This window comes from Streptomyces sp. NPDC055103, from assembly GCF_053607625.1.
The window spans coordinates 339,897-360,827 of sequence record NZ_JBSGTX010000001.1 but is presented as its reverse complement, the minus strand read 5'-3'; the positions used below and the strand labels follow the sequence as shown (position 1 = coordinate 360,827).

The 20,931-nt window shown below is 72.4% G+C and carries 22 protein-coding genes; 10 read left to right on the top strand and 12 right to left on the bottom strand.

All coding sequences use genetic code 11. The features are described from left to right. Positions 1-93 precede the first annotated feature (93 nt). Positions 94-1,647: a M1 family metallopeptidase gene (locus ACWFR1_RS01765; RefSeq protein ID WP_453545336.1), complete on the top strand. Its 1,554-nt coding sequence runs from the start codon at positions 94-96 to the stop codon at positions 1,645-1,647. Between the two features lie 34 nt (positions 1,648-1,681). Here the strand turns inward: ACWFR1_RS01765 and ACWFR1_RS01760 are convergent, their stop codons facing one another. Next, the gene (locus ACWFR1_RS01760; protein ID WP_453545334.1) at positions 1,682-2,566 is read right to left on the bottom strand and encodes an oxygenase MpaB family protein; all 885 of its coding nucleotides are present in this window, start codon (positions 2,564-2,566) and stop codon (positions 1,682-1,684) included. Positions 2,567-2,693: 127 nt separating this feature from the next. Then, a complete protein-coding gene (locus tag ACWFR1_RS01755; protein ID WP_453545332.1) occupies positions 2,694-3,179 on the bottom strand; it encodes a F0F1 ATP synthase subunit B family protein in 486 nt (161 codons plus the stop codon). A 125-nt stretch (positions 3,180-3,304) separates the two neighbouring features. On the opposite strand from ACWFR1_RS01755, the gene sph reads away from it, so the two are divergent. Beyond that, entirely contained in the window at positions 3,305-4,339 is a 1,035-nt protein-coding gene (gene sph / locus ACWFR1_RS01750) for a sphingomyelin phosphodiesterase (protein ID WP_453545330.1), read from the top strand. A gap of 24 nt (positions 4,340-4,363) precedes the next feature. On the opposite strand, the gene ACWFR1_RS01745 is transcribed toward sph, so the two are convergent. Then, positions 4,364-4,864, bottom strand: coding sequence for a hypothetical protein (locus tag ACWFR1_RS01745; RefSeq protein WP_453545328.1), 501 nt, complete (start codon positions 4,862-4,864; stop codon positions 4,364-4,366). Between the two features lie 190 nt (positions 4,865-5,054). Here ACWFR1_RS01745 and ACWFR1_RS01740 point away from each other — a divergent pair, with 190 nt between their 5' ends. Next, on the top strand, positions 5,055-5,792 hold the full coding sequence (locus ACWFR1_RS01740; RefSeq protein ID WP_453545326.1) for a MerR family transcriptional regulator: 738 nt from the start codon (positions 5,055-5,057) through the stop codon (positions 5,790-5,792). On the opposite strand, the gene ACWFR1_RS01735 is transcribed toward ACWFR1_RS01740, so the two are convergent. From ACWFR1_RS01735 to ACWFR1_RS01720, 4 genes are all read right to left on the bottom strand, one after another. After that, complete coding sequence (locus ACWFR1_RS01735) at positions 5,779-7,971, bottom strand: 3-hydroxyacyl-CoA dehydrogenase NAD-binding domain-containing protein (protein ID WP_453545324.1); 2,193 nt, start codon at positions 7,969-7,971, stop codon at positions 5,779-5,781. The genes ACWFR1_RS01740 and ACWFR1_RS01735 overlap by 14 nt on opposite strands. Before the next feature lie 43 nt (positions 7,972-8,014). Then, positions 8,015-9,229 (bottom strand): acetyl-CoA C-acetyltransferase, encoded by a 1,215-nt coding sequence (locus ACWFR1_RS01730; RefSeq protein ID WP_453545322.1) that lies wholly within the window; start codon positions 9,227-9,229, stop codon positions 8,015-8,017. 64 nt (positions 9,230-9,293) lie between these two features. Then, positions 9,294-10,436: an acyl-CoA dehydrogenase family protein gene (locus ACWFR1_RS01725; protein WP_453545320.1), complete on the bottom strand. Its 1,143-nt coding sequence runs from the start codon at positions 10,434-10,436 to the stop codon at positions 9,294-9,296. After that, positions 10,433-11,668, bottom strand: coding sequence for a CaiB/BaiF CoA transferase family protein (locus ACWFR1_RS01720; RefSeq protein WP_453545318.1), 1,236 nt, complete (start codon positions 11,666-11,668; stop codon positions 10,433-10,435). Before ACWFR1_RS01720 ends, ACWFR1_RS01725 begins: the two co-directional genes overlap by 4 nt. A 181-nt stretch (positions 11,669-11,849) precedes the next feature. On the opposite strand from ACWFR1_RS01720, the gene ACWFR1_RS01715 reads away from it, so the two are divergent. Next, positions 11,850-13,103 (top strand): saccharopine dehydrogenase family protein, encoded by a 1,254-nt coding sequence (locus tag ACWFR1_RS01715; protein ID WP_453545316.1) that lies wholly within the window; start codon positions 11,850-11,852, stop codon positions 13,101-13,103. A 95-nt stretch (positions 13,104-13,198) separates the two neighbouring features. Here ACWFR1_RS01715 and ACWFR1_RS01710 read toward each other — a convergent pair whose 3' ends face one another. Genes ACWFR1_RS01710 through ACWFR1_RS01700 form a run of 3 tightly spaced genes read right to left on the bottom strand, consistent with a single transcriptional unit; the run spans position 13,199 to position 14,446 of the window. Beyond that, entirely contained in the window at positions 13,199-13,570 is a 372-nt protein-coding gene (locus tag ACWFR1_RS01710; protein WP_453545314.1) for a VOC family protein, read from the bottom strand. Further along, positions 13,567-13,701 carry a morphogenic membrane protein MmpA gene (mmpA, locus tag ACWFR1_RS01705; protein ID WP_453545312.1) on the bottom strand — a complete coding sequence of 45 codons (135 nt, stop codon included), beginning with the start codon at positions 13,699-13,701 and terminating at the stop codon, positions 13,567-13,569. Before mmpA ends, ACWFR1_RS01710 begins: the two co-directional genes overlap by 4 nt. 49 nt (positions 13,702-13,750) lie before the next feature. Beyond that, complete coding sequence (locus ACWFR1_RS01700; RefSeq protein ID WP_453545310.1) at positions 13,751-14,446, bottom strand: endonuclease V; 696 nt, start codon at positions 14,444-14,446, stop codon at positions 13,751-13,753. An 82-nt stretch (positions 14,447-14,528) separates the two neighbouring features. On the opposite strand from ACWFR1_RS01700, the gene ACWFR1_RS01695 reads away from it, so the two are divergent. Continuing rightward, a complete protein-coding gene (locus ACWFR1_RS01695) occupies positions 14,529-14,828 on the top strand; it encodes a YciI family protein (protein WP_453545308.1) in 300 nt (99 codons plus the stop codon). Positions 14,829-14,859: 31 nt separating this feature from the next. Here ACWFR1_RS01695 and ACWFR1_RS01690 read toward each other — a convergent pair whose 3' ends face one another. Continuing rightward, positions 14,860-15,984: a WD40/YVTN/BNR-like repeat-containing protein gene (locus tag ACWFR1_RS01690; protein ID WP_453545306.1), complete on the bottom strand. Its 1,125-nt coding sequence runs from the start codon at positions 15,982-15,984 to the stop codon at positions 14,860-14,862. 170 nt (positions 15,985-16,154) lie between these two features. On the opposite strand from ACWFR1_RS01690, the gene ACWFR1_RS01685 reads away from it, so the two are divergent. The 3 genes from ACWFR1_RS01685 to ACWFR1_RS01675 all read left to right on the top strand — a co-directional run bounded on the left by ACWFR1_RS01685 (position 16,155) and on the right by ACWFR1_RS01675 (position 19,050). Further along, positions 16,155-16,619, top strand: a complete 465-nt coding sequence (locus ACWFR1_RS01685) for a (4Fe-4S)-binding protein (RefSeq protein WP_453545304.1) — start codon at positions 16,155-16,157, stop codon at positions 16,617-16,619. 142 nt (positions 16,620-16,761) lie between these two features. Then, positions 16,762-17,178 (top strand): SsgA family sporulation/cell division regulator, encoded by a 417-nt coding sequence (locus ACWFR1_RS01680; RefSeq protein WP_453545302.1) that lies wholly within the window; start codon positions 16,762-16,764, stop codon positions 17,176-17,178. A 231-nt stretch (positions 17,179-17,409) separates the two neighbouring features. Continuing rightward, complete coding sequence (locus ACWFR1_RS01675) at positions 17,410-19,050, top strand: ABC-F family ATP-binding cassette domain-containing protein (RefSeq protein ID WP_453545300.1); 1,641 nt, start codon at positions 17,410-17,412, stop codon at positions 19,048-19,050. Between the two features lie 32 nt (positions 19,051-19,082). On the opposite strand, the gene ACWFR1_RS01670 is transcribed toward ACWFR1_RS01675, so the two are convergent. Next, the gene (locus tag ACWFR1_RS01670; RefSeq protein WP_453545298.1) at positions 19,083-19,544 is read right to left on the bottom strand and encodes an ATP-binding protein; all 462 of its coding nucleotides are present in this window, start codon (positions 19,542-19,544) and stop codon (positions 19,083-19,085) included. Positions 19,545-19,738: 194 nt separating this feature from the next. Here ACWFR1_RS01670 and ACWFR1_RS01665 point away from each other — a divergent pair, with 194 nt between their 5' ends. Together ACWFR1_RS01665 and ACWFR1_RS01660 are read left to right on the top strand one after the other, a co-directional pair. Then, a complete protein-coding gene (locus tag ACWFR1_RS01665) occupies positions 19,739-20,590 on the top strand; it encodes a helix-turn-helix domain-containing protein (protein ID WP_453545296.1) in 852 nt (283 codons plus the stop codon). Between the two features lie 14 nt (positions 20,591-20,604). Next, positions 20,605-20,874: a hypothetical protein gene (locus ACWFR1_RS01660; protein WP_453545294.1), complete on the top strand. Its 270-nt coding sequence runs from the start codon at positions 20,605-20,607 to the stop codon at positions 20,872-20,874. Positions 20,875-20,931: the final 57 nt, after the last annotated feature.

The following is a 20,931-nucleotide window of genomic DNA, read 5'->3' as shown; positions in this document are numbered from 1 at the left end:
ACGTGACGGTACGTCGGGGCACTGAATAGTGTCCGAACTAAGGACCGACGACCACCCGCGCGTCTTACGTTTCTTATGACTTGGGGAGCACCTGTGCACCGCAGAATCATCGTTCCGAGCGCCCTCGCGGCCTCCCTGCTGCTGGCGATCCCGGCATCGGCTGCCGACTTCGCTCCCGGGGCCCCGGGCATCGGCGACTCCTACTACCCCGCCAGCGGCAACGGCGGCTACGACGTCTCCCACTACGACCTGCGGCTGAAGTACCAGCCCGCGACCGATCTGCTCGAAGGTACGGCGACGATCCTCGCCACGACGAAGCAGAACCTGTCGCGGTTCAACCTGGACCTCGGTCTGAAGGTCAGCGAGGTCCGGGTCAACGGTCGCGTCGCGAAGTTCACGACCTCGGGCGACCACGAGCTGGAGGTGACCCCGGCCGTCCCCCTGGAGAAGGACAAGGCGATCTCGGTCGTCGTCCGCTACGCGGGCAAGCCCTCCGAGTTCAAGGTCGACGGCTGGTCGGCCTGGGCCCGCACCCCGGACGGCGCCGTCGCCGCTCAGGAGCCGGATTCGGCCGTCTGGTGGTTCCCGTCCAACGACCACCCGCTGGACAAGGCCACCTTCGACGTCTCCGTCTCCGTGCCGGACGGTACTCAGGCCATCAGTAACGGTGTGCTCCAGTCGCAGTCCTCGCGGCTCGGCTGGACCCGCTTCAACTGGCGCTCGAACAAGCCGCAGGCGACCTATCTGGCCACGCTCGCCGTCGGCAAGTTCGACATCACGACGGACAGGACGGCGAACGGGCTGCCGGTCCTCAACGCGTACAGCAAGGACCTCGGCGACAACGCGGGCGCGGCGCGCGCCTCGATCGAGCGCACGACGGAGGTCGCGGAGTGGCTGGAGGGGGTCTTCGGGCCGTACCCGTTCAACTCCCTGGGCGGCTACGTGCCGAACGTGACCAGCGGCTTCGCCCTGGAGACGCAGACCCGGCCGTTCTACAGCCCGCGGCAGTTCGCGAACGGGGCGAACGTGTCGGTGGTCGTCCACGAGCTGGCGCACCAGTGGTACGGCGACAGCGTGTCCGTGCGGGACTGGAAGGACATCTGGGTCAACGAGGGCTTCGCCCGCTACAGCCAGTGGCTGTGGTCGGAGAAGGAGGGCGAGGGCACGGCCCAGGAGCTGGCGGACTACGTGTACGCCACGCGCACGGCCGAGGACCCGTTCTGGACGGTCAAGCCGGGTGACCCGGGCGCGGAGAACCAGTTCCACATCGCCGTGTACGACCGGGGCGCGCTGGCGCTCCAGGCCCTGCGCAACGAGATCGGCGACGAGGACTTCTTCGCGATCCTGAAGGGCTGGCCGCAGGAGTTCGCCTACGGCAACGCGCGGGTCGGTGACTTCGTGCGGTACGCGGAGCGGGTCTCCGGCAAGCCGCTGGCCGGTCTCTTCGACACCTGGCTGTACCAGCCGTCGAAGCCGGCCGAGTCGACGGCGGCCGCGGCCGGTCTGTCCGCCCCCGCCGCGGCGGCGCCGGCGACCGGTCCGGCCGCGCGGTCCGCGGCACGGTCCGCGGCGCCCGAGCCCGTGCAGCCGAAGTCGTGGAAGAAGATCGCGGCGACGAACACGGTCCACGATCACGACGAGCGCTGACCTCGCGGTCGTCGCACGGTGAGCGGGCCGTCCGTCAGCGCTTCGCGCGGCGGGCGGCCCCGCGCGCCTTCCTGGCCAGGGGCAGATAGCGCAGCCGCTCGGGCAGGACGGGGACGACGGCCCGGACGACCCGGGCGAACCGGCGCAGCGCGCGCTCCTGCGCGTCCGTCCACTCCAGGCCGATGGCCTCGCGGGCGTCCGGGGGCATCAGGCCCACGGTGAGGAAGGCCCGCAGCCGCAGGAACGGGCGGCGGAGGACGGGCCAGAGCAGTCGGAGCGCGAGCCGGAGGGGCGCTGGGCCCCGGTCCGGGGCGGGTACGGGCAGGTCGGGGTCGAGCAGCTCCCGGACGACGACGGTCGCCTCCAGCTCGTCGGCCAGGACCTTCCGGTAGTACGGCCAGAACTCCTCGACCGTCTGCGGCATGTCCCGGTCGTGGATGCCGAGGACGCGGCCGACCCGGAGCCACTCGGCGTACAGCTGCCGTTCCTGGGCGTCGGTGAGGGGGCGGGCGAGGAGGCCGAGACCGTACCGGTAGACGGGGAAGCCGGTGGCGTGCACCCACGCGTAGTAGGCGGGGGTGAGGGCGTGGTACCTGCGGCCGTGGGCGTCGGTGCCCTGGATGTCGCGGTGCAGCCGGCGGAGGCGGCGGCCCTCCTCGGCCGCCTCCTCGCCTCCGTACACCCAGAGCTGGACCGAGCGCAGGGAGCGCTCGCCGCGGCCCCAGGGGTCGGTGCGGAAGACGGAGTGCTCGTCGACCCCGGCACCGATCGCGGGGTGGGCGACCTGCATGGCGAGGGCGGCGGGCAGCATCAGGAGCGCCCGGACGTCACCGGCGACGCTCCACAGCACGCCGCCGACGGGCGGGGGTACGGGCTCGCCGGCCGGGGTCCGGGCGGCGGCTTCCTGCGGGCGGCTCACGCGATCGCTCTCCTCACACGTCCGGCCGTACGCGGCCGGTCTCACACGTCCAGCGTGCACCCATGACGAAGGGGCCGTACCCCGGGCGTTGCGCGGCCCGGGGTACGGCCCCTTCAGGGATCCGGGGTCAGGAGCGGTCGGCTCCGACCGGCTCGCCGACGATACGGGCGGCGAGGGCGTGGGCCCAGGCGTCGACGTCCGCGGCGAGCTCGCGCTCGGCGGCGGCGCGCTCGGCGGCGATCTTCTCGGCACCGGCGGCGAGGATGACCTCGCGCTCGGCGTTGCCCTCGGCACGGGCGGCGGCGATGGCGGCCGAGCCCTCCTCGGTGGCCTGGGAGCGGATGCGCGCGGCCTCGTGGCGGGCCTCGGCGAGCTCCGCCTCGTACTGCTCGCGGATCTGCGTGGCCTCGGAGCGCAGGTCGTCGGCGCGCTCGGTGCCGCCGTCGATGGCGTCCTCACGCTCGTCGAGCGTGCGGCGGATCTTCGGGAGGATCCCCTTCGCCAGGATGAGGAAGGTGAGTGCAAACAACACCACGCCGAGGATGAGCTCGGCCCAGACGGGGTTGAGCGGACCGAGGTCCATCTTGAAGACTGTGGAGTTCGCGAGGGTCATGCGCGCATTCTACCTGGTCCAAATAAGGACAATTCCGACACCGGGATGAGAGTTGGCTCGGTTGTGCGAGTTCGGCAAGATTCCCGGCATCCAAAGGCTACCGGAAGGTAACCACGGCTGATTGTATGTGCGGCGCCAGGCCAACCCCCCACGCCTCCTTGGGAGTTCCCTTGTCCTTCGCCGTGCTCCGCCGTGCCCCCGGCGCCGCCCTCTCCCTCGCGCTCGCCGCCGCCACCCTGGCGGCGACCGCCCCCGGCGCGGGCGCCGCCTCCACCGCGACCGCCGAGGCCCCGCGCCTGAAGGTGCTCACGTACAACGCGTTCCTCTTCTCCAAGACGCTGTACCCGAACTGGGGCCAGGACCACCGGGCCAAGGCGATCCCCGCCGCCTCCTTCTTCCAGGGGCAGGACGTCGTCGTGATCCAGGAGGCCTTCGACAACTCCTCCTCCGACGCGCTCAAGGCGAACGCCGCCGCGCAGTACCCGCACCAGACGCCCGTCATGGGCCGCAGCAGGACCGGCTGGGACGCCACGAGCGGGGCCTACTCCGCGACCACGCCCGAGGACGGCGGGGTGACGATCTTCAGCAAGTGGCCGATCGTCCGCAAGGAGCAGTACGTCTACAAGGACGCCTGCGGCGCCGACTGGTACTCGAACAAGGGCTTCGTCTACACCGTCCTGGACGTGAACGGGAGCCGGGTCCACGTCGTCGGCACCCACGCGCAGTCCACCGACCCCGGCTGCTCGACGGGCGAGGCGGCGCAGATGCGCAGCCGCCAGTTCAAGGCGATGGACGCCTTCCTCGACGCCAAGAACATCCCGGCGAACGAGCAGGTCGTCGTGGCCGGCGACATGAACGTCGACTCGCGCACCTCCGAGTACGGCACGATGCTCGCCGACGCGGGCCTGGCGGGGGCCGACGCCCGCACCGGCCACCCGTACTCCTTCGACACCGAGCTGAACTCGATCGCCTCCGAGCGCTACCCGGACGACCCGCGCGAGGACCTCGACTACGTCCTCTACCGGGCCGGGAACGCCCGCCCCGCCGGCTGGACCAACCACGTGGTCCTGGAGCAGAGCGCCCCGTGGACGGTCTCCAGCTGGGGCACGCGGTACACGTACACCAACCTCTCCGACCACTACCCCGTCACCGGCTTCTGACCGGACCCGGCTGACGGACGGGGCTCAGTACCCCGACCCGCCGAAAAGGCTGTAGAGCCAGGCACCGAGCACGCCGGCCACACACAGCAGGACGAACCACGAGCCCGCGCCCGTGTGCCGCTCCTTGCGGGGGCGGCGGCCGGGGCCGGCGGCGCGAGCCGCCCGCCCCGGCTTCTCGCGCTTCCCCTCGGGCCATCCCGCGCGGGACGGCCCCTCGTCCGGTGCCATGTCCGCGCCGGCGGCGACATCGGCGAGCAGCCGTCGGCAGATCGTCGCCAGTTCGGCCGTCCCTGCCGTCAGGTCGACGACCACCTCGCTCCGGGCCGGCGCCGTGGTCCCCCCGTCGAGGAGCCGCCCGGCGCGCAGCAGCGCCCGGTCCTTGCCCCCGGTCGGAGCGAGACTGATCCAGCGGCGGACGTGCTCGCCCCGGATCACCACCCCGCCGCCCCGCTCCCGGTAGACGGTGTGCTCCCGCCACAGGATTCCGGCCAATTCGTCGGCCGTCTCCCTGAGTTGCGCGTACATCTCACTCCCCTGTTGCCGTGCCCCCCGATGCGAACAGCGGCCGACTCTAGCCCCCGCCACCGACAGCGCTCGCTCTACCCCGCCTCCGCGTCCCTTACGCGCCGAAGTCGTCCACGGTGACCGCAATCCTCCGGTCCACCACACGGTCGGCGGTCTTCTACACAGCTGGTGAGACAGCAATACTGTCCAAGTGAGTGACGAGGAGCATGAGCGGAGCGAGCCGCGCTATACGGTCGACGAGCTGGCCGCGCGGGCCGGGGTCACGGTGCGGACCGTGCGGTTCTACGGGACGCGGGGGCTGCTGCCGCCCCCGGTCATCGGGGCGCGGCGGGTCGGACACTACGGGCCCGGGCATCTGGCGCGGCTCGCGCTCATCGAGGAGTTGCAGCGGCAGGGCATGACGCTGGCCGCCATCGAGCGGTATCTGGAGCAGTTGCCGGCCGATCTCAGCGAGCAGGACCTGGCCATCCACCGGGCCCTGGTGGCCTCCTGGGCGCCCGAGTCCGCCGAGGAGATCACCCCGCGCGAGCTGGAGCGGCGTGCCGGGCGGCCGCTCGGCGAGCGGGACGTGGAGCGGCTCGCCGCGATGGGGGTCCTGGAGCGGATCCCCGGGAGCGACGCCTTCCGGCTCGACGGAGCGCTGCTGCGGCTCGGGGTCGAGCTGCTCGACGTGCCGATCGAGCACGAGACCATCCTCGCCTCCCGGACCGTCCTCGTGGAGCACGCGCGCGCAGCCGCCCAGGAGCTCTCGCGGCTCTTCCGGGACGAGGTGTGGAACCCGTACCGGGAGAGCGCCGCGGACCCGGACCACCTGAACGCCATGCGGTCGCTCTCGGCCCATATGCAGCCGATGGTGGTCCAGGCCCTGGTCACGGCCTTCCAGCGCGAGCTCCGGGAGGAGCTGCGCGCCGCGTTCAGGAGTCGGTGAAGACCTCGCCCCGTTCGGCCTTCGCCACCAGGAGCGCCGGGGGTTCGAAGCGCTCGCCGTACGTCGCCGCCAGCTCGCGCGCGCGGGCCGTGAAGCCGGCGACACCGGCCCCTCCCCCGGCGCCGCCGTCGTAGCCGTTGATGTACTGGAGCACTCCGCCGGTCCAGGCCGGGAAGCCGATGCCCATGATGGAGCCGATGTTGGCGTCGGCGACCGAGGTCAGGACGCCCTCCTCCAGGAGCCGGACGGTGTCGAGCGCCTCGGAGAACAGCATCCGCTCCTGCATGTCGCGGAAGGGGATCTCGTATCCGGGCTTGGCGAAGTGCTCGCGCAGTCCGGGCCAGAGCTTGGCGCGCTTGCCGGACTCGTCGTACGTGTAGAAGCCGGCGCCGCCGCTGCGGCCCGGGCGGCCGAACTCGTCGACCATGCGGTCGATCACGGCCTCGCCCGGGTGGGTGACCCAGGTGCCGCCGGCCTCCTCGATCGCGCGCCGGGTCTCGTTGCGGATCTTGCGGGGCAGGGTCAGGGTCAGCTCGTCCATGAGGGAGAGGACCTTCGCCGGGTAGCCGGCCTGGGCGGCGGCCTGCTCGATCGACGCGGGCTCGATGCCCTCGCCGACCATGGCGACGCCCTCGTTGATGAAGTGGCCGATCACGCGGGAGGTGAAGAAGCCGCGGGAGTCGTTGACGACGATCGGCGTCTTGTTGATCTGCCGGACGAGGTCGAAGGCGCGGGCGAGGGCCTCGTCGCCGGTCCGCTCGCCCTTGATGATCTCGACGAGCGGCATCTTGTCGACGGGCGAGAAGAAGTGCAGACCGATGAAGTCGGTCTGCCGCTCGACGCCCTCGGCGAGGACGGAGATCGGCAGGGTCGAGGTGTTGGAGCAGAGCAGCGCGTCGGGGGCGATGACGCCCTGGATCTCCTGGAACACCTTGTGCTTGAGCGCCGTGTCCTCGAAGACCGCCTCGATCACGGCGTCACAGCCGGCCAGGGCCTGGACGTCGGAGGTCGCGGTGATACGGGCGAGGAGCGCGTCGGCCTTCTCCTGGGTGGTGCGGCCCCGGGCGACGGCCTTGGCGCAGAGCTTCTCGGAGTAGGCCTTGCCCTTGGCGGCGGACTCGGCGGAGACGTCCTTGAGGACGACCTCGATGCCGGCGCGGGCGCAGGAGTACGCGATGCCGGCGCCCATCATGCCGGCGCCGAGGACGGCGACCTTGCGGACCGGGCGGGGCGCGATGCCCTTGGGGCGGCTCGCGCCCGAGTTCACCGCCTGGAGGTCGAAGAAGAACGCCTGGATCATGTTCTTCGCGGTCTGCCCGATGACCAGCTCGGTGAAGTACCGGCTCTCGATGGTGAGCGCGGACTCGAAGTCGACCTGCGAGCCCTCGACCGCGGCGGCCATGATGGCGCGCGGCGCCGGGTAGGGCGCGCCGTTCAGCTGCTTGCGCAGATTGGCGGGGAAGGCCGGCAGGTTCGCGGCGAACTTCGGGTTCGACGGGGTGCCGCCGGGGATGCGGTGACCGGGGACGTCCCAGGGCTGGCGGGACTCGGGGTGCGCGTCGATGAAGGCGATGGCCTTGGCCATCATCTCCTCGGCGGTGGCGGCCACCTCGTGGACGAGGCCGTTGTCAAGGGCACGCTTCGGGGCGTACTGGGTGCCCTGGAGCAGCACCTTGAGCAGGGCGTCGGTGATGCCCATGAGGCGTACGGTACGGGTGACGCCGCCGCCGCCCGGCAGCAGCCCGAGGGTGACCTCGGGCAGGCCGATCTTGGAGCCGGGGGCGTCGAGGGCCACGCGGTGGTGGGAGGCGAGCGCGATCTCGTAGCCGCCGCCGAGGGCCGCGCCGTTGATCGCGGCGACGACGGGCTTGCCGAGGGTCTCGATGCGGCGCAGCGCGTTCTTCATCTCGAGGCCGGCCTCGAAGATGTCCCGGGCGTGCTCGGGGCCCGCCTGGATCAGGTCCTTGAGGTCGCCGCCGGCGAAGAAGGTCTTCTTCGCGGAGGTGTAGATGATGCCGCGGATGGAGTCCTTCTCGGCCTCCACCCGGTCGGCGATCGCGGTGATCGAGGCCCGGAAGGCCTGGTTCATCGTGTTGGCGGACTGGTTCGGGTCGTCGAGGACGAGGGTGACGATCCCGGTCGCGTCCTGCTCCCAGCGGATGGTGGTGCTCTCGCTCATGTCTCTGCTTCTCCGTGGATGAAGAGGGGTTCGGACGGGACCGTCAGACGCGCTCGACGATGGTGGCGATGCCCATGCCGCCGCCCACGCAGAGGGTGGCGAGGCCGTAGCGCTTGTCCTGGCGCTCCAGCTCGTCGACGAGGGTGCCGAGGATCATCGCGCCCGTGGCGCCGAGCGGGTGGCCGAGCGCGATGGCGCCGCCGTTGACGTTGACCTTGTCCAGGGAGACGCCCATGTCCTTGACGAAGCGGAGGACGACGGCCGCGAAGGCCTCGTTGATCTCGATGAGGTCGATGTCGTCGATGGTGAGACCGGCCTTGGCGAGGGCCTTGCGGGTGGCCGGGGCCGGTCCGGTGAGCATGATGGTCGGCTCGGACCCGGAGACGGCGGCCGCGACGATCCGGGCGCGCGGCCGCAGCCCGTACCGCTCGCCGACCTCCTTCGAGCCGATGGCGACGAGGGAGGCGCCGTCGACGATGCCGGAGGAGTTGCCCGCGTGGTGGACGTGGTCGATCTCCTCGACCCAGTGGTACTTCTGCAGGGCCACGGCGTCGAAGCCGCCCAGCTCGCCGATGTCGGCGAAGGAGGGCTTGAGGCGGCCCAGCGAGTCGGCGGTGGTGCCGGGACGCATGTGCTCGTCGTGGTCGAGGACGAGAAGGCCGCCCCGGTCCACGACGGGGACGACGGAGCGGGCGAAGCGCCCGTCCTTCCAGGCCTCGGCGGCCCGCTCCTGGGAGAGCTCGGCGTACTCGTCGACGTCACGGCGGGTGAAGCCCTCGAGGGTGGCGATGAGGTCGGCGCCGATGCCCTGCGGGACGAAGTTGGTCTCCAGGTTGGTCATCGGGTCGGCGAACCAGGCGCCGCCGTCGGAGGCCATGGGCACGCGCGACATGGACTCGACGCCACCGGCGAGGACGAGGTCCTCCCAGCCGGAGCGGACCTTCATCGCGGCCATGTTGACCGCTTCGAGGCCGGAGGCACAGAAGCGGTTCTCCTGGACGCCGGCGACGGTGTCGGGGAGTCCGGCGGCGATGGCGGCGATCCGGGCGATGTCGGAGCCCTGGTCGCCGACGGGGCCGACGACGCCGAGGACGATGTCGTCGATGGCGGCGGGGTCGAGTCCGGGGTGGCGGGCCTGGATCTCCCGGATGAGGCCGACGACCAGGTCGATGGGCTTGGTGCCGTGCAGGGAGCCGTTGGCCTTGCCGCGTCCGCGCGGGGTGCGGATCGCGTCGTACACGTACGCTTCGGTGCTCACGTAAAGCCTTTCGCGATGAGGGTGGGAGAAGACGGGCGGCGGGAGGTCGGCCGGGGTCGGGAGGTCAGCCGAGGAGGGAACGGCCGATGATCTCCTTCATGATCTCGGTGGTGCCGCCGTAGATGGTCTGGATCCGGCCGTCGGTGTAGGCGCGGGCGACCGGGAATTCGCTCATGTAGCCGTATCCGCCGTGCAGTTGCAGGCAGCGGTCGGCGACCCGCTTCTGGAGTTCGGTCGCCCACCACTTGGCCATGGAGGCGTGGACGGCGTCGAGTCCGCCCTCCGTGTGCTCGGTGATGCAGCGGTCGACGAAGGTCCGGGTGACGGCGCACTCGGTGGCCATCTCGGCGATCTCGAAGCGGATGTGCTGGAGCTTGGCGAGCGGGCGGCCGAAGGCCTCGCGCTCCTTGACGTACCGGGTGGTGATCTCCAGGAGGTGTTCGGCCCCGGCGATGCCCGCGACGGCGATGGCCAGGCGCTCCTGGGCGAGGTTGGTCATCAGGTGGAGGAAGGCGCCGTTGAGCTCGCCGAGGAGGTTCTCCTTGGGGACGCGGACGTCGGTGAAGAAGAGCTCGGCGGTGTCCTGCGACTTCTGGCCGATCTTGTCGAGGTTCCGGCCGCGCTCGAAGCCCTCCGCTCCGCGCTCGACGACGAGGAGGGAGAGGCCGTGCGCGCCGCCCTCGGGGGTGGTCCTGGCGACGACGATCACGAGGTCGGCGTGGATGCCGTTGGAGATGAAGGTCTTGGAGCCGTTGAGGATCCAGTGGTCGCCCCGGTCCTCGGCGGTGGTGCGGATGCCCTGGAGGTCGGAGCCGGCGCCGGGTTCGGTCATGGCGATGGCGGTGACGATGTCGCCCGAGCAGAAGCCGGGCAGCCAGCGCCGCTTCTGCTCGTCGGTGCCGAGCGAGGTGAGGTACGGGCCGATGATGTCGTTGTGCAGGCCGATGGCGAGTCCGGGGGCGCCGGCCCGGGTGAACTCCTCGGCGAGGACGGCTCCATAGCGGAAGTCGGGGTCGCCACCGCCGCCGTACTCCTCGTCGACCGCGAGCCCGAGGAGCCCCTGTCGGCCGGCGGCCCGCCAGACGTCACGGGCGACGATGCCGTCCTTCTCCCACTGCTCGTAGTGGGGCAGCACCTCCTTGGCGAGGAAGGTGCGGACGGTCGTACGGAAGGCCTCGTGGTCGGCGGTGTAGAGCTGGCGCTTCATGCTTCGGTCTCCTGGATCTCCGAGGTCTGCGAGGTCTGTGGGGTCGTCGAACTCTGCGAGGTCTGCGCGGTCTTCGAGGGCTGCGCGGTCTTCACAGGCTGCGAGGCCTTCAGGGCGGGGACGGCCCAGTCGTGGGCGACGGTGGCGGTGTCGGCACCGGGCAGGGCGGGGCCGGAGCGGACGGTGCCGGGGGTGACGGAGAAGCGGGGCGCCGGGGCGGGCTGGGTGAGCCCGGCGTACTCGGTGAAGGTGGCCCGGGCGGCGAGGTGGGGGTGGCTCGGGGCCTCGCGCAGGGAGAGGACGGGGGCGACGCAGGCGTCGGTGCCCTCGAAGACGGCCGTCCACTCCTCGCGCGTACGGCTCCGGAAGCGGTCGGCGACGGCCTCGCGCAGTTCGGGCCAGCGGGCGAGGTCGCCGCGCAGGGCGGCGGCCTCCTCGATGCCGAGGAGGCGGGCGAACTCCGCGTAGAACTGTCCTTCCAGGGCGCCGACCGCCATGTGTCCGCCGTCGGAGGTCTCGTAGACGCCGTAGAAGGGGCAGCCGCCGTCGAGGAGGTTGACGCCCCTGCGGTCCTGCCAGCCGCCGGCCGCGAGCATGCCGTGGATCATGGTGGTGAGGTGGGCGGTGCCGTCGACGATGGCGGCGTCGACGACCTGGCCCTCGCCGTGCGTCCGTGCGTGCTGGAGGGCGGCGAGGACACCGATGACGAGGTAGAGGGAGCCGCCCGCGTAGTCGCCGACGAGGTTGGCGGGGACGGTGGGCGGGCCGTCCGGGTCGGGGCCGATCATGCCGAGGGCGCCGGTGACGGCGATGTAGCCGATGTCGTGGCCGGCGGTCGTGGCGAGCGGTCCGTCCTGGCCCCAGCCGGTCATCCGGCCGTAGACGAGCCGGGGGTTGCGGGCGAGGCAGGCTTCGGGGCCGACGCCGAGGCGTTCGGCGACGCCGGGGCGGTAGCCCTCGATGAGGACGTCGGCGCGTGCGACGAGGTCGAGCACGGTGGCGGGGCCGTCCTCGGCCTTGAGGTCGACGAGGACGGAGCGCTTGTTGCGGTTGGTGAGGTCGCGGGCCGGGTCGATGCCGAGGCCGGGACCCGCGGGGCGGTCGACGCGGACGACGTCGGCGCCGAGGTCGGCCAGGAGCATGGCGGCGAAGGGGCCGGGGCCGATGCCGGCCAGTTCGACCACGCGCACTCCGGCGAGCGGGCCGGTCCGGGCGGTGTGGGTCGTCGTCATCGAGCCCCCAGGAGTGTGTGACACCAATGATGTAACACCGGAGATGCTAGGAACGTGTTCCACTCGGCACAAGCCCCCCGGCCGAGCAAGCGCTTGGAAATCACCTCGGGGCGGAGTTCCGCTATTCTCCGCCGACGACAACCGCGCGCGGCGGCGCGGTACGGCCGAAATGAGGGGCTGGATGGAGACAGGGGCGGGCACGGGGCGCGAGGCCGGAGCGGGAGCGGGGGGCGCTCCGGACGGCGCGCGAGCGGAGGCGGGCGCGCGGCGGCCGTACGACGTCGTGCTCTTCGGGGCCACCGGTTTCGTGGGCGGTCTCACCGCGGAGTACCTGGCCGAGCACGCCCCGGCGGAGTGCCGCTGGGCGCTCGCGGGCCGCAGCTCCGCCGGGCTCACGGCCCTGCGCGAGCGGCTCGCCGCCCGGTGGCCGCACTGCGCGGAGCTGCCGCTGCTCGTCGCCGACGCCGGCGACCCGGACTCGCTGCGTGCGCTCGCCGAGTCCGCGCGGGTCGTGGCGACGACCGTCGGCCCCTACGTCTGGTACGGGGAGGGGCTGGTCGCCGCCTGCGCGGAGGCCGGTACGGACTGTGTGGACCTCACCGGTGAGGCCGAGTTCGTGGACCTGATGTACGTACGGCACGACGCGCGCGCCCGCGAGACCGGGGCGCGGATCGTGCACGCCTGCGGCTTCGACTCCGTCCCGCACGACCTGGGTGCGTACTTCACCGTCCAGCAGCTCCCGGAGGACGTACCGCTCCGTGTCGACGGCTTCGTCCGGGTCGGCGCCACCTTCTCCGGCGGCACCTTCGCCTCGGCGCTGACCGCGCTCGGCCGGGGCCGGCAGGTCCTGGAGGCGGCCCGCGAACGGCGCCTGCACGCGCCGAGGCTGGTGGGGCGCCGGGCCCGGGCGCCGCTGGGCGGCCCCCGGTTCAGCCGGGAGACGGGCACCTGGGCCCTGCCGCTGCCGACCCTCGACCCGCAGGTCGTGGCCCGCTCGGCCGCCGCCCTCGACCGGTACGGTCCGGACTTCCGTTACCGCCACTACGCCTCCGTGAAGACGCTCCCGATGGCCGTCGGTGGCTCGGTGGCCGTCGGCGCGGGCGCCGTGGCGGCTCAACTTCCGTCGGTGCGACGCCGGCTGATGGAGCATTACCAGCCGGGGCAGGGCCCGTCCGCCGAGCGGCGCGCCCGTAGCTGGTTCTCGGTGCGGTTCGTCGGCGAGGGCGGCGGACGCCGGGTCTTCACCGAGGTCTCGGGCGGCGACCCGGGATACGACGAGACGGCCAAGATGCTCGCCGAGTCGGCGCTCTGCCTGGCCTTCGACCCGTTGCCGAAGACGGCGGGCCAGGTGACGACCGCGGTCGCGATGGGCGACGCCCTGATCGAGCGGCTCCGCGCGGCGGGCATCCGCTTCCGGGTGGCCCACCGGGGCTGATCGGGGCGGTGAATCGGTGCGGCGGATCGGTGCGGCGCACCGGGGCGGCGCACCGGTGCGGCGCATCGGTGCGCCGGATCGGGGCGGGCGCGGCCTCAGAACCGTACGAGGCGGAAGGGGTGGCCGGCCGGGTCGGCGTAGACGCGCCAGGCCGGGTCGCCGCCCCCGCCGTCGAGCGGGGTCGCGCCCAGCGCGAGGACGGCCTCGTCGGCCTCGGCCAGGCCCTCGACCCGTACGTCGAGGTGGAACTGCTGCTCGGGCGCGCCCCAGACGGGCGGCCGGTGGTCGGCCACGTCCTGGAAGGCGAGGAGCGGTCCGCCGGCTCCGCGCAGGACGGCGGATCCCTCGCCGACGGCCCAACGGGGGTCGGGGCTCTCGACCTCGCCACCGATCAACCGCTGGTAGAACAGGGCGAGTTCCCGCGCGTCGGGGCAGTCGAGCACGACACAGCGCAGCCGCCCGATCACGTCAGGATCCAGTCGGCGACGACGTACAGCATGGCGCAGACCCAGGCCAGGGCGACGAGCCCGGCGACGGCGAGGGTCAGGGTCAGGCCGCGACCCGCGGAACGCGGCGGAGCGGAAAGGGGTGTTGTCATGAACCCCACTCTGCCGGGCTGGGGCGTGGCGCGGTATCCGTACGCGTACTCAGGTATCCGCGCGTGCTTCCGTAAGTGCCCTGCGGCAGAGGGAGTCGGCGCGGCGGGTGGTCTCGGGGATGCGGTAGCGCGGGGAGAGGTGGAGCGTCTGGGCGCAGGCGCGGTCGAGGGAGACCCGGTGGCCGACGGAGACGAAGACGGGCTTCACCCCGGCCTGGGTCCGGACGGCCCGCCCCACCTCCTCGCCACCGGCGAGCAACGAGCTGAACTGGCCGCGTGCCGACCCGGGTTGCTCGTAAGTGAAGGTGAAGGGGTTCTTGGCGACGCCGACGGACGGCCGCCCGGTCAGGACTCCGAGGTGGCTCGCGAGGCCGAAGCGGCGGGGGTGGGCGAGGCCGTAGCCGTCGCAGACGAGCAGGCCGGGGTCGGCGGTCAGGGAGTCGAGCGCGGCAAGCACGGTCGGGATCTCGCGGAAGGCGAGGAGCCCGGGGACGTAGGGGAAGGAGACACGGCCGACCGCCGTGGCCTCCTCGACCACGTCGAGGGTGCGGGCGTCGAGCACGACGGCCGCGGCGGCGACGAGGTCGCGCTCGTCGTCGTAGGCCACGTCGAGCCCCGTGACATGGCCTTCGCCGACGGCCGGCCCCGGCTCGTCGAGCACGATCCGCCCGCGCAGTTCCCGCTGGACGGCCCGTGCGGTGTCCTCGTCGGCGGGCCAGCCCGCCGGAATACCGATGATCGTCATAGTGCGAGCCACCCTACGACCCCGGTTCCGAGGACGGGAACGCCTCGTCGGCGTCGACCGGGCGCCCGGTAGCCTGCCGATCATGTTCGTACTGGAATTGACCTACACCGCGCCCGTCGAGCGGGTGGACGCGCTGCTCGACGCGCACATCGAGTGGCTGGACGCGCAGTACGCCGCCGGGGTGTTCCTCGCCTCGGGGCGGAAGAACCCGCGCGACGGCGGGGTGATCCTGGCCTCCGGGGTCGGCCGCGCGGAGATCGAGGCGATCGCGGCGGCCGACCCGTTCAGCGTCGAGGGCGTGTGCGCGTACCGGATCACGGAGTTCTACGCGACCAAGACGGCCGAGGGACTCGCCGCGCACCGGGAGGAGTTGCCCTCCTAGGGCCTGTCTGACAGTCGGCGTCGGACAGGCGCTAGGAGGCGTCGCGGCCGAGGACGGCGATCCTGCCCTTCTCGCCGGAGGCCCAGCACGAGCCGTCGTCCGTGCAGTCCACCGTGTCGTACGAGCCGGTGTCGAGCGTGCGCCAGGTGCGGCCGGCGTCGGTCGTCAGGTCCGTGCCGGTCGGGCCGACGGCGAGCGCGGCCGTCCTGCTGTGCGGGAGCCAGGCGACGCCGGAGCGGTAGGCCGGCGGGGGCGCGTCCGAGGTCTGCCAGGTGCGGCCCCCGTCCGCGGTGACCGCGGCGGCCCGCGGGGACGGCTGGTCCGCGCGGTAGTCCCCGCCGACGGCGATGCCGTGCGTACGGTCGCGGAAGGCGAGGCCGAAGACGCCCCGGGCCGGGTCCCCGGCCGGGATCGGCGTGGCGGTCGCGGTCCAGGTCAGGCCCCGGTCGGCGGAGTGGAGCACGCGGGCCGTGGCGCCGCCGCCGGTCGCGAGCCACACGTCCCGGGGGCCGGAGGACACCAGGCACTGGCCGCTCGCGGCGAAACCGGCCTCACCCGGGAGCGCGTCCGGCATGCCGGCGGTCGGCAGCACCCGCCAGGACCGGCCGCCGTCGCTGGTGGAGAGGATGCGGTACTTCCCGTCGACCGGGTCGCTCATGGCGAGTCCGTGCCGCCGGTCGAAGAAGGTGACGCAGTCGTAGAAGGCGCGCGGATCGGTGTTCCGGAAGGTCTCGGTCCAGGTGGCGCCACCGTCCTCGGTGCGCAGCAGGCGCGAGGCCTCTCCCTCCCCGATGGCGAGGACGACGGCCCGGCGGGCGTCGAAGGCCTCCACGTCGCGGAACTGGAGTTCCCCCGCGCCGGGCGGCGAGACGTTTCGCCAGCTCCGTCCGCCGTCGGTGGTGCGCAGCACCGTGCCCTTGGAGCCCGCCGCCCAGGCGATCCTCCGGTCGACCGCCGCGAGTCCGCGGAAGCGGGCGTCGGTGCCGGTCGGTGTCAGCTGCCAGCCGGCCGCGGCCGCGGGGGTCTCCCCGGCCTCCCCGGCCCGCCCGGTCTCCGGTGCCTCCCCGGCGCGCGCCGGGGCCGCCAGGCTCAGCGCGAGCGCCGCCCCGATCAGCCCCACCGACATCATTCGTCTCGTCTTCCCCATGGACGTCATGGCGCCGGAAGCTAGTACTTCGGGGCGGTCGCCGTCCAGGGTGCGTCCCCGGGGTGCGTCTCCGGCTGCGTCACGGGTGCGTCCCCGGGTGCGTCACGCGTACGTCTTCGGCCGCGTCCCCGGCTGCGTCCCGGGTGCGCCGCGCGCCGGGCCTTCCTAGGGTGGGTCGCATGAGCGACCGTACGCCGACCGAGGAGAAGCCGAAGCTCAAGGAGTACGAGGGCGAGGGCATCACCGTCACTTTCGAGCCACGGCGCTGTCTGCACGCGGCCGAGTGCGTCCGCGGTCTGCCCGAGGTCTTCGATCTCGCCCGGCGCCCCTGGATCCTGCCCGACGCCGCCGAGCCCGGCACGGTCGCCGAGGTGATCCGCCGCTGCCCCTCGGGGGCGCTCCAGTACCACCACCACCCGGCGGAGGCCGCCGCTGCCGAGCCGCCGGACTCCCCCACCACCGTGCGCCGCACCCCCTCCGGCCAGCTCGTCCTGCGCGGGGAGCTGCTCGTGACCGGCCCGCACGGGGACCGGCGGGAGACCCGGGTGATGCTGTGCGGTTGCGGGGCCTCCGGGAACCAGCCGTACTGCGACCACTCGGGCCCCTGCGCGGAGCCGGACGACGACGAGGCGCCGCGCCGGTGACAGCGTGAATGACCGCGCGGTGACGCAGGTCACGTAGTACCGGAGTGCACGTTCCGGCCGCGCCGCTCGTCCTCTCTTGTGTGAAGTGCCCTGGTGTCGGGGAGACGCACAGGATCCGAAGCCCGCGCGAGAGGAGCCGGTGTTGTCCGCCGTCATCGAGCAGTCCGTCCAGGCCCGTCTGGTCGCATCCATGCCCCGGATGGAGACCGTCCCCGCCACCCTGCGGTACGACCGCAAGGACCCGTACGCCGTGAGCATGGCCTTCCCGCCCCCCGCGACCCTGGAGGGCGTCGAGGTCTCCTGGGCCTTCGCCCGCGACCTGCTCGTCCAGGGCGTCGAGCGCCCGGCGGGGGACGGCGACGTCCGCCTGCGCCCGTACGGCTACGACCGCACGGTGGTCGAGTTCCACGCCCCCGAGGGGGTCGCGATGGTGCATGTCAGGACCTCTGAGCTGCGCCTTTTCCTGGAACGCTCGGAGCACCTGGTGCCGGCGGGCCGCGAGCACCAGTACCTGAACTGGGACCAGGGCCTGGCGGAGCTGCTGCGCGAGCGCCCGTAAATAGTTTGCCGACGGCCGGACCGCGTCGTACCGTCGTTCTTGGCCCTGTCGTCACTTGATCGGAGAAGGACGTTGCTCGTCTGAGGTTGCGAGACACCGCGCCGCGCGTGCCCCCTGTGCCGCGTGTGCCGTTCTCGACCTCGGCGTACGAGCCGTTCTTTCGACAGCCCGCGCCCCGGTGTCTCTCGCGTCGCCCATTCACGCTCGCGCTCGCGCAACCGGGAGGCCTCCATGGCGCATCACCCCACTTTCCTCACCTGTACCTCACTCTCCTTCTCCTGGCCCGACGGCACGGAGGTCCTCGACGACTTCCGCCTCGTGGTCGGGCCCGGCCGTACCGGGCTCGTCGGGCTCAACGGCTCCGGCAAGTCGACCCTCCTCAAGCTCCTCGCGGGCGAACTGACCCCGGCGTCCGGGACGGTCCGGGTCACGGGCGAGCTCGGCTACCTGCCGCAGAACCTCGTCCTGGACACCTCGCGGCGGGTCGACGAGATCCTCGGCATCGCGGGGAAGCGCGCCGCGCTGCACGCGATCGAGTCGGGCGACCCCGCCGAGGAGCACTTCACCGCCCTCGCCGACGACTGGGACGTCGAGGAGCGGGCCCGGGCCACCCTCGACCAGCTGGGCCTCTCCGCCGTCGGTCTCGACCGGACCGTCGGCGAGGTCTCGGGCGGCGAGTCCGTCCTGCTGCGCCTCGCGGCACTGCTGCTCGCCCGGCCGGACATCCTGCTGCTCGACGAGCCGACGAACAATCTGGACCTGCACGCCCGCGCCCGTCTGTACGAGGCGGTGGAGAACTGGTCCGGGGTCCTGGTCGTGGTCAGCCACGACCGTGAACTCCTGGAGCGCGTCGACCAGATCGCCGATCTCCGGGACGGCGAGGTCACCTGGTACGGCGGCCCGTGGTCCGCGTACGAGACGGCGCTCGCGGCGGAACAGGAGGCGGCGGAACGGATGGTGCGGGTCGCCGAGGCGGACGTTCAGCGCCAGAAACGCGAACTCAGCGACGCTCAGGTGAAGTTGGCGCGAAGGAAGCGGTTCGCGCAGAAGAGCTACGAGAACAAGGTCGTCCCGAAGATCGTGGCGAACGGCCGCAGGGGCGATGCCCAGGTCGCGGCCGGGAAGCACCGCACCCTGCACACGGAGCGGCTCACCGAGGCCAGGGAGCGGCTCGACGCGGCGGTGGAGGCGGTACGGGACGACGACGAGATCCGCGTCGAACTGCCCCGCACCTCGGTGCCGCCGGGCCGGGAGGTGCTGTTCCTGCGTGACCTGGAGCTGCGGTACGGGGCCAGGGTCGACGGCGAGTTCACGCTGCGCGGTCCGGAGCGGATCGCGCTCGTCGGCCGGAACGGCGCGGGCAAGACGACTCTGCTCCGGACGATCGCGGGCGAGCTGGAGCCGCTGTCGGGCGAGACGGACGCGCGGGTACCGCTCCGCTTTCTGCCGCAGCGGCTCGACGTCCTCGACGACGGGCTGAGCGTGGTGGAGAACGTGGCCCGCTTCGCGCCCACAGCGACGGCGAACACGATCAGGGCGCGGCTGGCGAGGTTCCTGTTCCGGGGGGCGCGGGCGGATCAGCCCGTGGGCACCCTCTCGGGCGGGGAGCGGTTCCGGGCGACGCTCGCGGCGCTGCTCCTGGCGGAGCCGGCCCCGCAGTTGCTGATGCTGGACGAGCCGACGAACAACCTGGACATGGGGTCGGTCCGGAAGCTGACGGCCGCCCTCGACGCGTACGAGGGGGCGTTGATCGTGGCGAGCCACGACGTGACGTTCCTGGAGTCGCTCGGGATCACGCGCTGGCTGCTGCTCGACGGCGAGCTGCGGCCGACGACGGCGGAAGAGGTCAGGGGGGTGACCTCGACGCACTAGGCGGAGGTCGGGCGAGAGGTGACAACGGGGTGCTAACGGTGGAGTAAGGCCCAGGACTTGGTGCCGCCGCCCGGTGTCATCACCGGGGCGAGCCCCCAGTCGCCTCCGTGCGCGTCGACCGCCGCGGCGAGCAGCCACATGCTGCGGCTGCGGCGGTCGCGGCATTCCTCCGCGGCGGTGGGCGAGGTGTGGGCCGGGTGCTGGTCGTAGAGCACGATCCGCAGCGCCTCGTACTGCCAGCGGACGCGCAGGATCATCTCGCGGTCGGGCGTGAAGCGGTATGCGGCGGCGACGAGTTCGGAGGCCGCGAGCGCGGCGGTCTCACAGAGGTCGGAGAGGCCGTGCCGGGTGAGGAGCGTGCTGACGGACTCGCGGGCGAGTCCGGCGCAGTAGGCCCCTCCCGGGAGGAGCATCGAGTAGCTGAGGTTCTCCGTGGCGGGGGGTATGGGGCCGGCCGCGACGGCGGACGGGAGGCAACGCAGTGCGCCCTTCATCGGGTTGCTCACATTTCTTGCGCATTGGGGGTGTACGCACACACGGGCACAGTCGCCCCGCGTGAGACTTGCGCTACCGACCGTAGCGCACGAGTGGAGCACAGTGCTACTACTTGCGGGTAGACGTGCCATTCCGGCCGAAATGGCGATCCGCCAGGTCGCCGACCGTCACGCAACGAAAGGGGAGACCGAGCGTGCCACCCAGGAGCAGCCCGACCGCACGACAGCAGCGCCTCGGGAGCGAACTGCGCAAACTGCGCGAACAGTCGGGCATGTCGGCGCAGCAGGCCGCCGCCCTCCTGGGCGTCGACCGCACCCGTATCCCCAACATCGAGTCCGGCCGCTTCGGCATCAGCGCCGAGCGTGTCCGCACGCTCGCCTTCAACTACGGCTGCCCCGACACGGCGCTCGTCGACCTGCTCGCCGACATCGCCCAGGAGCGGGACCGGGGCTGGTGGGAGGAGCACCGCGGACTGCTGCCCCCCGCACTCATCGACATCGCCGAACTGGAGTTCCACGCCTCGGAGTTGCGGAGCGCGGTCACCACGCACATCCCGGGCCTCCTGCAGACCGAGGAGCACGCGCGGGCCGTCTTCGACACCGCCGTCCCCCTCCTGCCAGGACCCGATCTGGAGGCCCGACTCGCCCTGCGGCTGCGCCGCCAGGAGGTCCTGGACCGGGACCGGCCCGTGCCCTACGAGGCCGTGGTCCACGAGGCGGCGCTGCGCATGCAGTTCGGCGGGCCGAAGGTCGCGCGGGACCAGCTGGAGCACATCCTGGAGTGCTCCGAGCGGGACACCGTGACCGTCCGCGCGATCCCTTTCGCCGCGGGGGGTTTCCCGGGGGCGGGCCAGTCGTTCACCTATGTGTCCGCACCCGTGCCGCAGCTCGACACCGTCCAGCTCGACTCCTCCCACGGATCGATGCTCCTCGACACCGACATGAAGCTCCGCCGCTACCGGGGCCTCCTCGACCGGCTCCGCGGACTCGCGCTGTCCACGACCGAATCACGCGCGTTCATACGCACCATCGCCCAGGATCTGTGAAGGACCGCCCCACCATGAACGTCACCACCGACACCCCGCGCCCCGCCGCCCCCCTCGCCGCCGGCCCCCTCGCCAAGGCCGGCCCCCTCGCCGCCGCCGACATCGACTGGAACGAGGCCTTCTGCAGCGAGGGCGCGAACTGTTTCCGGTTCGGCCTGGACGACTCCGGCCGGGCCTACATCGGCTCGACCCTCACCCCCGGCGAGTACGTCAGCGACTCGGTGGAGGCTCTCCGCGCCCTCATCTCCGCGGTGAAGGCCGGTGCGGCGGACCACCTGCTCTGAGTAGCCGACCGGCGAGTCGACGGCGCGCGGCACGACGTGACCTGCACCTCCAGGACC

What these genes read in the sequence shown, in the direction of transcription:
- ACWFR1_RS01755 (WP_453545332.1), bottom strand. Translation starts at nt 3,179, where the DNA reads ATGACCCTCGCGAACTCCACAGTCTTCAAGATGGACCTCGGTCCGCTC.
- sph (WP_453545330.1), top strand. Translation starts at nt 3,305, where the DNA reads ATGTGCGGCGCCAGGCCAACCCCCCACGCCTCCTTGGGAGTTCCCTTG.
- ACWFR1_RS01745 (WP_453545328.1), bottom strand. Translation starts at nt 4,864, where the DNA reads ATGTACGCGCAACTCAGGGAGACGGCCGACGAATTGGCCGGAATCCTG.
- ACWFR1_RS01735 (WP_453545324.1), bottom strand. Translation starts at nt 7,971, where the DNA reads ATGAGCGAGAGCACCACCATCCGCTGGGAGCAGGACGCGACCGGGATC.
- ACWFR1_RS01725 (WP_453545320.1), bottom strand. Translation starts at nt 10,436, where the DNA reads ATGAAGCGCCAGCTCTACACCGCCGACCACGAGGCCTTCCGTACGACC.
- ACWFR1_RS01720 (WP_453545318.1), bottom strand. Translation starts at nt 11,668, where the DNA reads ATGACGACGACCCACACCGCCCGGACCGGCCCGCTCGCCGGAGTGCGC.
- ACWFR1_RS01715 (WP_453545316.1), top strand. Translation starts at nt 11,850, where the DNA reads ATGGAGACAGGGGCGGGCACGGGGCGCGAGGCCGGAGCGGGAGCGGGG.
- mmpA (WP_453545312.1), bottom strand. Translation starts at nt 13,701, where the DNA reads ATGACAACACCCCTTTCCGCTCCGCCGCGTTCCGCGGGTCGCGGCCTG.
- ACWFR1_RS01700 (WP_453545310.1), bottom strand. Translation starts at nt 14,446, where the DNA reads ATGACGATCATCGGTATTCCGGCGGGCTGGCCCGCCGACGAGGACACC.
- ACWFR1_RS01695 (WP_453545308.1), top strand. Translation starts at nt 14,529, where the DNA reads ATGTTCGTACTGGAATTGACCTACACCGCGCCCGTCGAGCGGGTGGAC.
- ACWFR1_RS01690 (WP_453545306.1), bottom strand. Translation starts at nt 15,984, where the DNA reads ATGACGTCCATGGGGAAGACGAGACGAATGATGTCGGTGGGGCTGATC.
- ACWFR1_RS01685 (WP_453545304.1), top strand. Translation starts at nt 16,155, where the DNA reads ATGAGCGACCGTACGCCGACCGAGGAGAAGCCGAAGCTCAAGGAGTAC.
- ACWFR1_RS01675 (WP_453545300.1), top strand. Translation starts at nt 17,410, where the DNA reads ATGGCGCATCACCCCACTTTCCTCACCTGTACCTCACTCTCCTTCTCC.
- ACWFR1_RS01670 (WP_453545298.1), bottom strand. Translation starts at nt 19,544, where the DNA reads ATGAAGGGCGCACTGCGTTGCCTCCCGTCCGCCGTCGCGGCCGGCCCC.
- ACWFR1_RS01660 (WP_453545294.1), top strand. Translation starts at nt 20,605, where the DNA reads ATGAACGTCACCACCGACACCCCGCGCCCCGCCGCCCCCCTCGCCGCC.